The sequence below is a fragment of the Yoonia sp. genome, assembly GCF_036007805.1.
Classification (GTDB): Bacteria; Pseudomonadota; Alphaproteobacteria; order Rhodobacterales; family Rhodobacteraceae; genus Yoonia.
This window is the reverse complement of record NZ_DASYOK010000240.1, coordinates 1-3,447: the sequence shown is the minus strand read 5'-3', so window position 1 is coordinate 3,447 and position 3,447 is coordinate 1. Positions and strand designations below refer to the sequence as shown.

The window sequence follows — 3,447 nt, the reverse complement described above, 5'->3', positions numbered from 1 at the left end:
CCGATGATCATCCTCAGTGCTTTGGTTGTGGCCGCTCCGGCCATGGCCCAGCAGAGCTTTGCCGCGCCAGAGGGATGTGAGGCCGTGCTGACCGTCCAGAACAAGGGTTGCGTCATGACCAATGTCTGGCAATGCGCCGCTGATGAACCGGGTGATCAGTGGATCGCGCTGCTGACACAGGCGGGTGTGTTCAGCGTGCAAAAGGTTGACGCCGAGTTTCAGTGGGTCGAGGCCTATAAGGTGACGGGAAACGAGCGTCTGATTACCCCTGCCGAGGATCCTGCATCGCTGACCACGCTTTTCGAGACCCAGATTGATACATGGGATTTCACGCTGGAAACCGATGACGGCACCGAGCGCAACGTGGGCTTTGACATGCTGACCGGCGAGACCACCGAGATTGACGGGGAAGTCCTGCTCAACACCGAGTTTCAGGGGCGCACGATTGATGGCGACGGCAATGTGATAGATGCCAGCAGTGGCCGCCAGTATGTCAGCGAAGAGCACCGGTTGTTCTTTTTCGGTGAAAGCTGGTCCGACGATACCCCCGATCAGGTGATTGATATGTCACCTGTCGAGTTCATCTATCCGGGTGAGCCGGGGTTCTTTGCGGACCGGCCTTTGTACGAATGTAACGTCATTGAATCAGGGTTCCGCCCATGAGACTGGCATGCGCCCTGATCCTTTTGGCCAGCCCCGTTGCTGCGCAAGAGACATTCGCCCTTCCGGGTGGATGTGAGGCGTTTGTGACCGTGCAAAGCGAGAGCTGTCAGGTGGACCACCACTTTATCTGTCTGGGTGATCCCGAGGGACACAAACGCCGTGTCAGCCTTGATGAGCAGGGCATGACCTATACCGGCGTCACCGATGATGAAGCGCAGTGGATCAGCAGTTTTCATGTCCTGAGTGGACATGGCGAAGTGTTGGAGAGTGCGCCCATTGATCCTGCGTCTTTCAGTGAACTGATCGCGACTGATCTTGATACCTATGATTTTCGCACCCTGTCCGACGAGATCGGCGAGACCCGCTATGTGGGCCGCGATACGTTGACCGGCCGTCAGATCACGATTGATGGCGTCACGCTGGATGAGACCACCTATGACATCACCGCCTATGACGGGGCGGGCAATGAGGTTTGGGCGGCCCAAGGCCGTGAATTTATCAACCGCGACTGGCGTATGTTTCTGGCCGGAACCGGCACTGTGACCACGCCCGATGGCACCTATGAGCGGTCCAATCGCCCCGTTGAATTTATCTTCCCCGGTGAACCGGGGTTCCTGAGCGCCAGCCCGAAACACGGGTGTGGTGTCGCGATCTCTTAAGCCTGAATTTGAAGCCCACCCGCGTGGTGGCCCCGCCTAGAAAGGAAACGCAGATGACAACATACGACCAGACTTGGGTTGCCGCCGAAGAGGCCAAGCGTCAGTGGATGGCCGAGAATGGCCTGTATAAGGCGGATGATGAACACGCCTCTTGTGGTGTGGGTCTTGTGGTGTCGATTGATGGCACCCCGTCGCGTGATGTTGTGGAAAAGGGTATCAATGCGCTGAAGGCGGTCTGGCACCGTGGCGCTGTGGATGCCGACGGCAAGACAGGGGATGGCGCGGGTATTCACGTGCAGATCCCTGTGCCTTTCTTTTACGACCAGATCCGGCGCACAGGCCATGAACCTGACGAGAGCAAGCTGATTGCTGTGGGGCAGGTCTTTCTGCCGCGCACCGATTTTGCCGCCCAGGAACGCTGCCGCACAATTGTGGAATCCGAAGTGCTGCGCATGGGCCACTATATCTACGGCTGGCGCCATGTGCCGGTGAATACCGAAGTGCTGGGTGAAAAGGCCAACGCCACCCGCCCCGAGATCGAACAGATCCTGATCCGCAATGAAAAGGATCTGGATGATGAGGCGTTCGAGCGCGAGCTTTACATCATTCGTCGCCGGATCGAGAAGGCGGCAACCGCCGCTGCGATCAACGGCATGTATGTGTGTTCGTTGTCGTGCCGGTCGCTGATCTACAAGGGTATGATGCTGGCCGAGCAGGTGGCCGAGTTCTACCCTGATCTGATGGATGCGCGGTTCGAGAGTGCTTTTGCGATCTATCACCAGCGCTATTCCACCAACACCTTCCCGCAGTGGTCCTTGGCCCAGCCGTTCCGCATGTTGGCCCATAACGGCGAGATCAACACGCTGAAAGGCAACGTCAACTGGATGAAGAGCCATGAAATCCGCATGGCGTCCAATGCTTTTGGTGACAAGGCCGGTGACATCAAGCCGATCATTCCATCGGGTGCGTCGGACTCTGCTGCACTTGATTCCGTGTTCGAGGTTCTGGTGCGTGCCGGTCGCAATGCGCCGATGGCGAAAACCATGATGGTGCCCGAGGCGTGGTCACAACAGGCGGTCGAGATGCCGCAGGCGTGGCAGGACATGTACGGTTATTGCAACGCCGTGATGGAGCCATGGGATGGTCCGGCGGCATTGGCCATGACGGACGGGCGTTGGGTTTGCGGCGGTCTGGACCGCAATGGTCTGCGTCCGCTGCGTTATGTCGTGACAGGTGACGGTCTGCTGGTTGCAGGGTCCGAAGTGGGCATGGTGCCTGTCGATGAAGCGACCGTGGTGGAAAAAGGCGCACTTGGTCCGGGGCAGATGATTGCCGTGGACATGCAAGAGGGGCGTTTGTACCACGACAAGGAATTGAAGGACAAACTGGCCGCCGCCCAGCCCTTTGGTGACTGGGTCGAGAAGGTTGTCGATCTGAACGACATCATGCGCGATGTGCCCGAAAAGCCGATCTTTGAGGGGGCAGACCTGCGCAAGCGTCAGGTGGCTGCAGGCTATAGCATTGAAGAGCTGGAACAGGTGCTCGCGCCCATGGCCGAGGACGGCAAGGAAATGATTGCCTCCATGGGGGATGACACGCCGTCGGCGGTGCTGTCCAAGACGTACCGCCCGCTGTCGCATTTCTTCCGGCAGAACTTTAGCCAGGTGACAAACCCGCCGATCGACAGTTTGCGCGAAAGCCGCGTGATGTCGCTGAAAACGCGGTTCGGGAACCTCAAGAACGTGCTGGACGAGGATTCGTCGCAGACCGAGATCCTGTTGCTGGCAAGTCCTTTCGTCGCCAACGCCGAGTTCGAGCAGATGATGAAGCAGTTCGGCGACAGCGTTGCTGTGATCGACTGTGTCTTCGCGCCGGGTGCGGGGTCTTTGAATGCAGGCCTGCAGCGTATTCGTGCAGAGGCCGAAGACGCCGTGCGTTCGGGTGCGGGCCATATTGTCCTGACCGACCAGAAACAATCTGAGGATCTGGTGCCGATGCCGATGATCCTTGCAACCTCTGCGGTGCACTCGGGCCTGACGGCCAAGGGCTTGCGCACCTTCTGTTCGATCAACGTGCGCTCGGCCGAGTGTATTGATCCGCATTACTTTGCGGTGCTGATCGGCTG

Annotated in this window: 3 protein-coding genes; all 3 read left to right on the top strand. The window is 58.6% G+C overall.

What is annotated here, in order from left to right; translation table 11 throughout:
• Positions 1-663 (top strand): hypothetical protein (locus VGP75_RS13170; RefSeq protein ID WP_327544109.1); only part of this gene is annotated, 663 nt, incomplete at its 5' end.
• Positions 660-1,322 carry a hypothetical protein gene (locus VGP75_RS13165; RefSeq protein ID WP_327544108.1) on the top strand — a complete coding sequence of 221 codons (663 nt, stop codon included), beginning with the start codon at positions 660-662 and terminating at the stop codon, positions 1,320-1,322. The genes VGP75_RS13170 and VGP75_RS13165, both read left to right, overlap by 4 nt.
• 53 nt (positions 1,323-1,375) lie before the next feature.
• The coding region (locus VGP75_RS13160) for a glutamate synthase central domain-containing protein (protein ID WP_327544107.1) at positions 1,376-3,447 on the top strand (2,072 nt) is incomplete at its 3' end.

Excerpts from the sequence above, each read along its gene's own strand:
- VGP75_RS13165 (WP_327544108.1), top strand. The coding sequence starts at position 660 with ATGAGACTGGCATGCGCCCTGATCCTTTTGGCCAGCCCCGTTGCTGCG.